Source organism: Bacillus cereus group sp. N11, assembly GCF_016483605.1.
Taxonomy (GTDB): domain Bacteria; phylum Bacillota; class Bacilli; order Bacillales; family Bacillaceae_G; genus Bacillus_A; species Bacillus_A toyonensis.
The window spans coordinates 1-5,712 of record NZ_JAEHBN010000040.1 but is presented as its reverse complement, the minus strand read 5'-3'; the positions used below and the strand labels follow the sequence as shown (position 1 = coordinate 5,712).

Genomic DNA, 5,712 nt, shown 5'->3' with positions numbered 1-5,712 from the left:
AAGTTAGTTTGTCTAGCATCTAAAAATAAAAATTGACGTTTCACGTTGTTTGTTTCGTTCAGTTTTCAAAGAACTAATTGGTCGCTCATTTGCGACTCCCTTATGTTAACATTTTCGTTAATTGATGTCAACTAAGTTTTTTATTTCGTTTGTCGTTTTCTGCGTTATTGCATCGGCGACTTGTTCTATATTACACCTCTATACTCTAATCGTCAACACCTTTTTACAAAGAAATTTAATTTAAATATATTAATACCCTTTAGGCTATATAAGCCCTTACAGTAGTTTCATTAACGAGAAACTCTCTTCTCCTTCTCTTTACTAAATCTATCCTCCGAAACATATTCAATTAAATACTTCATTCGTCAAACCTTACTTAATTTATAAGAATGTTTTCCCTAAAGAAACTAGCAACCTTATTTTAACAAATACTAGTATATAATTAGAGAGTTATTGTATTCCCTAATGTACCTCTTTGCTTATCGTGTTGTACTACCAATAAAACTCTATTAGAAACAGGTGATAATATGAAAGATATACGTATTCTTATAGCAGACGATGATAAAGAAATTCGAAATTTATTAAAAATATATTTAGAACGAGAATTATATATGGTAGATACTGCGATTAACGGCGATGAAGCCTTGCAGTTATTTAATCAAAAAAATTATAACCTCGTTATATTAGATATTATGATGCCAAAAGTAGATGGTATTGAAGTATGTAGAAAGCTTAGAGATAAAACTAACGTACCGATATTAATGCTGACCGCTAAAGATCACGAAGTTGATAAAATTTTAGGTTTAAGCATTGGCGCTGATGATTACATTACGAAACCTTTCAGCATTCACGAAGTGGTTGCACGAGTAAAAGCTCTTATACGGCGTTTTTTAGTTCTTGGAAGTAACAATACCGTTCAAGAAAAAACAACTTTAGCTTTTAAAGGACTCACTATCAATTTAAATACATATACAGTTCATACAAATAAAGAGGAAATCAACTTAACCGGAAAAGAACTGGAACTATTAAAATTCTTTACTTCAAACCCAGGGCAAGGTATTTACAAAAACGCAGCTCTTCCGAAATGTGTGGGACGATAATTATATAGAAGATGACAATACCGTTATGGTACATATTCGAAAACTTAGAAAGAAAATAGAAATCGATCCTTCTAATCCAAAATTCATTCAAACTATATGGGGAATTGGTTATAAGTTTGCGGACTTTTAAATATACAAATGGGCCCAAGAGTAAAAATGTCTTTATTTATTACCCTTATCTTAATTACAACTTATCTCTTCTTTTCAAGGATACAATTCATTCAAAATCACAAATCAATGAATACTAAATTAAGTCGTGTATTAAACGGAAATTTACAAACGAGATTATTCACAAGCAATGACCGTTCCTTACATAATATCGTTTTTTCAATAAACGAACTAATAGCTGAATTAGAAAAGGTTCGGATTGAAGCAAAAAGATACGAGAAATCTAGAAAACAACTTTTGTCTAGTATCTCGCATGATATCCGAACACCACTCACCTCCATTATTGGATATATCGATGCTTTAAAAGATGGAGTAGCTGCTTCTGAAATAGAAAAGCAAGAATATCTTAAAATACTTTATATGAAATCAAATAACTTAAAACATCTAGTTGATGAAATATTCAATATGGCAAAGCTAGACGCCAATGAATTCCCACTAAAAGAAGAAGAACTCGATTTTTCTGAAGTTACTAGAGAAGTTTTAATCGATTTTTTACCTGAACTCTCAAAACATAATATCGAACTACAGGTTCTTATACCAGAATCTATTTGTCCTATCATCGCAGATCACCTTAGCCTTATGCGAATTATAGGTAATTTAATAAAAAATGCCATTTATTACGGAAAAGATGGGAAAACAGTAGGAATCGAACTACTAGAAACCAATACAGAATATGAACTTCTTATTTGGGACAAAGACCCTGGCATTCCAAAACATGATTTACAAAACATATTTGAGCGAATGTACCGAAGCGAACAATCAAGAACCTCCTCTTTTGGTAGTAGCGGTCTCTTGCTTTCGATTTCTAAAGCGCTCGTTGAGAGAAATGGTGGGCATATATGGGTTGAAAGTATCCCATGGAAACGAACTACTTTTGGTTTTTCCATTCCAAAATACACTTCTTTTAAGAAATAGTTAAGAAATGATTAATATGCAGTTAAGCCTTCCTTCTTATTATGTAAGTAAGAACTTATAGAAAGTAGGTGTCTCCTATACATACAATTATAAAAACGACTAACCTTACTAAAGTATATGGCACTCAAAAATCAGTAGATAATCTAAATATTAATGTTCAACAAGGAGAAGTTTATGGATTCATAGGACGCAACGGTGCGGGCAAAACAACAACCATACGTATGCTACTTAGCCTTATAAAGCCTACAAGTGGAAACATTGAAATATTCGGAGAGGATTTATTTCAAAATCAAAAAGATATTTTAAGAAGAATTGGTTCTATCGTTGAGGTTCCAGGGTTTTATGAAAACTTAACTGCAAAAGAAAACTTATTAATTAATGCAAAGATAATTGGGATCCACAAAAAAAATGCCATTGAAGAAGCATTAGAAATAGTAGGCTTACAGCACGAAACAAAAAAGTTAGTAGGAAAGTATTCTTTAGGAATGAAGCAGCGCTTAGGAATTGCACGTGCTCTTCTCCACTATCCAGAACTACTCATACTAGATGAACCAACTAATGGACTCGATCCAATCGGTATTAAAGAAATGCGAAAACTCATTAAATCTTTAGCTCAGGAAAGAAATATAACGATACTCATTTCTAGTCACATATTAGCTGAAGTAGAACAACTAGTCGATCGTATGGGAATTATCCACGAAGGAAAGTTACTAGAAGAAGTTTCTCTTGATACGCTACGCAAATCCAACCGTAAGTACATAGAATTTCAAGTGAATAATGACAATAGAGCCACGATGCTATTAGAAAATCATCTTCAAATTTTTGATTATGAAGTACATGATGAAGGGAATATTCGTATTTATTCTCATTTTGGACAGCAAGGACACATAAACAGAACGTTCGTTCTTAACGATGTTGATGTATTAAAAATGGCGATGAGCGAAGACAGATTAGAAGATTATTTCACCAATCTAGTTGGAGGTGGAACAATTGGTTAATCTGCTCTATACAGAACTATTAAAATTAAAACGTTCCAATATGTTTTTGATTAGCATTATCGGGGCTGGCGTCGCACCCTTCTTAGTGGTCGTAGCGTCTTATATACACATAAAAACAAAACAACCTACTCCAACTATTTTGTTCCATCAACTATTCACTGAAGTTAACTTATATACCACTTTAGTTATAGGATTCCCCTTATATGGGGTAGTGATTGCTTATCTGTTTACCCGTGAATATACAGAAGATACACTAAAACATTTACTAACTATTCCAGTCTCACGCATTAGCTTTATTATAAGTAAGTTCATTATTCTCTTTCTTTGGATTATTATGCTTACTTTAGTCGCTTGGGCACTAACTTTATTATTAGGGCTAATAGGTAGCTTCCCTGGATTTAGCACCATCTTACTCTTAAGCTCTCTCGTAAAATTTTTAATATGTGGTGGACTTCTCTTTCTATTGTCTTCACCTATTGTACTATTAACCGTTGTAATGAAGACCTATGTACCACCTATTATATTAACGGTCATTATTACAATGACTAACCTTATGCTCGTGAACTCTAAACATAAAGATCTATTTCCGTGGACCGCTACTCTAGATATTGCAAATAACGAATTACAACCCACATATCCACCAGAGTATTCTTATATCATCATTGCAGCAACAGCAATTTTCGGATGTATTGCAACACTATTCTATTTTAAGAGAGTAGATATTCATTAATTTATAGGAGTGAAACTATGAGCGATATCATCATTGCCTTCATACTCGGTATTGTAGAGGGATTAGCAGAATTTTTACCTATCTCTTCTACTGGCCACCTTATATTAGTCGGACATTTATTAGGTTTCGAAGGAGAAAGAGCAAAGACCTTTGAAATCGTTATACAGTTAGGAGCAATTTTAGCTATTGCGATTTTATACTATAAACGCCTTGTTTTTTTATGTAATATTAAACCTCTTCTACGAAAAGAGAAAAAATTCAACGCATTCCATGTATTTCTTGGTGTATTCCCAGCGGTAGTTGCTGGATTACTATTACATGATGTTATTAAAACATACTTATTCCAGCCATATACTGTCGTCATTGGACTTGTAGCAGGAGCAGTTCTTATGATTTTTGCAGAAGTAAAAAAGACAGAAGCAACCGCCTATTCACTGGATGATTTAACCTACCGTCAAGCATTAACAATTGGATTATTTCAATGCTTAGCGGTATATCCTGGCTTCTCTAGAGCTGGCTCTACTATTTCTGGAGGGTTATTAGCGAAAGTAAATTATAAGACCGCATCTGAATTCTCTTTTCTCATCGCTCTTCCTGTAATGGTTGGAGCTACAGGCTTAGACTTATTAAAAAGTTGGAAATATTTAAGCGTTGATGACATCCCTATGTTTGCGGTAGGATTCATTACCTCTTTTATAGTAGCAATGCTAGCCGTAGTAACTTTTTTGAAGCTTTTAGAGAAGATTGGTTTAAAACCTTTTGCATATTATCGTATTTTGCTGGCTATCTTATTTACGCTTTTCATATTGCTATAGATTCATATAAGTCACATATTACTAAACTGATATTCAAGTTGGAATATCAGTTTTTTCTCTATTTCACCTCTAGTATTACTCACTTCAATATGGCATAGTTGTAATAAATCGCCCTTAATAATCCGAATATTCTTCAAACAGTTATATCCTTTACCGTACGACACAATTGGAAAATTAAAAATCACATATATGGACAGAACGTGTTTACAAACCATATTCATTCCGCATATTCTCTTTCTTAATTCGCAACACACCGATACAAATTTTAAATGAGTACAAAGGCATAACAAATAAGTAAATTTCTCAGGGATTATAAAAAAAACTAAAGATTAATTAGAGTGAGGTAACGATACAAATGAACCCATTAGCACAAACATATTGGGATACTTATTGGGGAAACAATGAAAAACCAGCATCTGTTACAGCTTGGCAATTTGGGGATTCCCCTAATTATCTTGCACAATTAGTAATTGACGGTATCAAAACCGCAACATGCTCCGGTCACATTTTTTATGAATTAGAAAATGAACCACTACCAACGACTAATGATTATAGTATTATACTCAATAGTCAGGATGAACCTGTAGCGATTATTAAGACAATAGAAGTAACTGTAACACCGATGAATGAAGTAAGCGAAGAATTCGCCATCGCTGAAGGCGAAGGCGATCGTACTTATAATTACTGGAGAAACACCCATGTTCGTTTTTTTACAAAGGAACTAAATGAGCTTGGTTTTACTTTTTCTGAAGATATGCTACTCGTTTGCGAACGATTTGAGCTCATTGATGTGAAAAATACAGCAGAACTATAATAAACAGAGCTTTACTGAAATTTCATATTGCTATTTTTTAACACAAATAAGCTCGTTATTTATAGCTCAAGAAAACTACAGATAACGAGCTTATTTTATAAAACACAAAAAAGACGAGTCATTCTGACTCGTCTTAAGCTTGCTTGGCGACGTCCTACTCTCACAGGGACAA

Annotated in this window: 4 protein-coding genes and 2 pseudogenes; all 6 read left to right on the top strand. The window is 33.4% G+C overall.

Annotation, left to right across the window (positions count from 1 at the left end; translation table 11 throughout):
- Positions 1–527: 527 nt before the first annotated feature.
- The 6 genes and pseudogenes from JDS98_RS29510 to JDS98_RS29485 all read left to right on the top strand — a co-directional run bounded on the left by JDS98_RS29510 (position 528) and on the right by JDS98_RS29485 (position 5,540).
- Positions 528–1,230 (top strand): annotated as a pseudogene (locus JDS98_RS29510) (response regulator transcription factor).
- Positions 1,215–2,183: pseudogene (locus tag JDS98_RS29505) on the top strand (sensor histidine kinase); the annotation flags it as partial. The pseudogenes JDS98_RS29510 and JDS98_RS29505, both read left to right, overlap by 16 nt.
- A gap of 68 nt (positions 2,184–2,251) precedes the next feature.
- Positions 2,252–3,181, top strand: a complete 930-nt coding sequence (locus JDS98_RS29500) for an ABC transporter ATP-binding protein (RefSeq protein WP_097959919.1) — start codon at positions 2,252–2,254, stop codon at positions 3,179–3,181.
- Positions 3,174–3,911: an ABC transporter permease gene (locus tag JDS98_RS29495; RefSeq protein WP_000247709.1), complete on the top strand. Its 738-nt coding sequence runs from the start codon at positions 3,174–3,176 to the stop codon at positions 3,909–3,911. The genes JDS98_RS29500 and JDS98_RS29495 overlap by 8 nt, the downstream gene beginning before the upstream one ends.
- A gap of 17 nt (positions 3,912–3,928) precedes the next feature.
- Positions 3,929–4,726 (top strand): undecaprenyl-diphosphate phosphatase UppP, encoded by a 798-nt coding sequence (gene uppP, locus JDS98_RS29490; protein WP_199634624.1) that lies wholly within the window; start codon positions 3,929–3,931, stop codon positions 4,724–4,726.
- Positions 4,727–5,081: 355 nt separating this feature from the next.
- Positions 5,082–5,540 carry an ASCH domain-containing protein gene (locus JDS98_RS29485; protein ID WP_097955142.1) on the top strand — a complete coding sequence of 153 codons (459 nt, stop codon included), beginning with the start codon at positions 5,082–5,084 and terminating at the stop codon, positions 5,538–5,540.
- Positions 5,541–5,712: the final 172 nt, after the last annotated feature.

Bases quoted from the DNA above. Each gene is read 5' to 3' on its own strand.
- uppP (WP_199634624.1), top strand. From the start codon at position 3,929: ATGAGCGATATCATCATTGCCTTCATACTCGGTATTGTAGAGGGATTA.
- JDS98_RS29485 (WP_097955142.1), top strand. From the start codon at position 5,082: ATGAACCCATTAGCACAAACATATTGGGATACTTATTGGGGAAACAAT.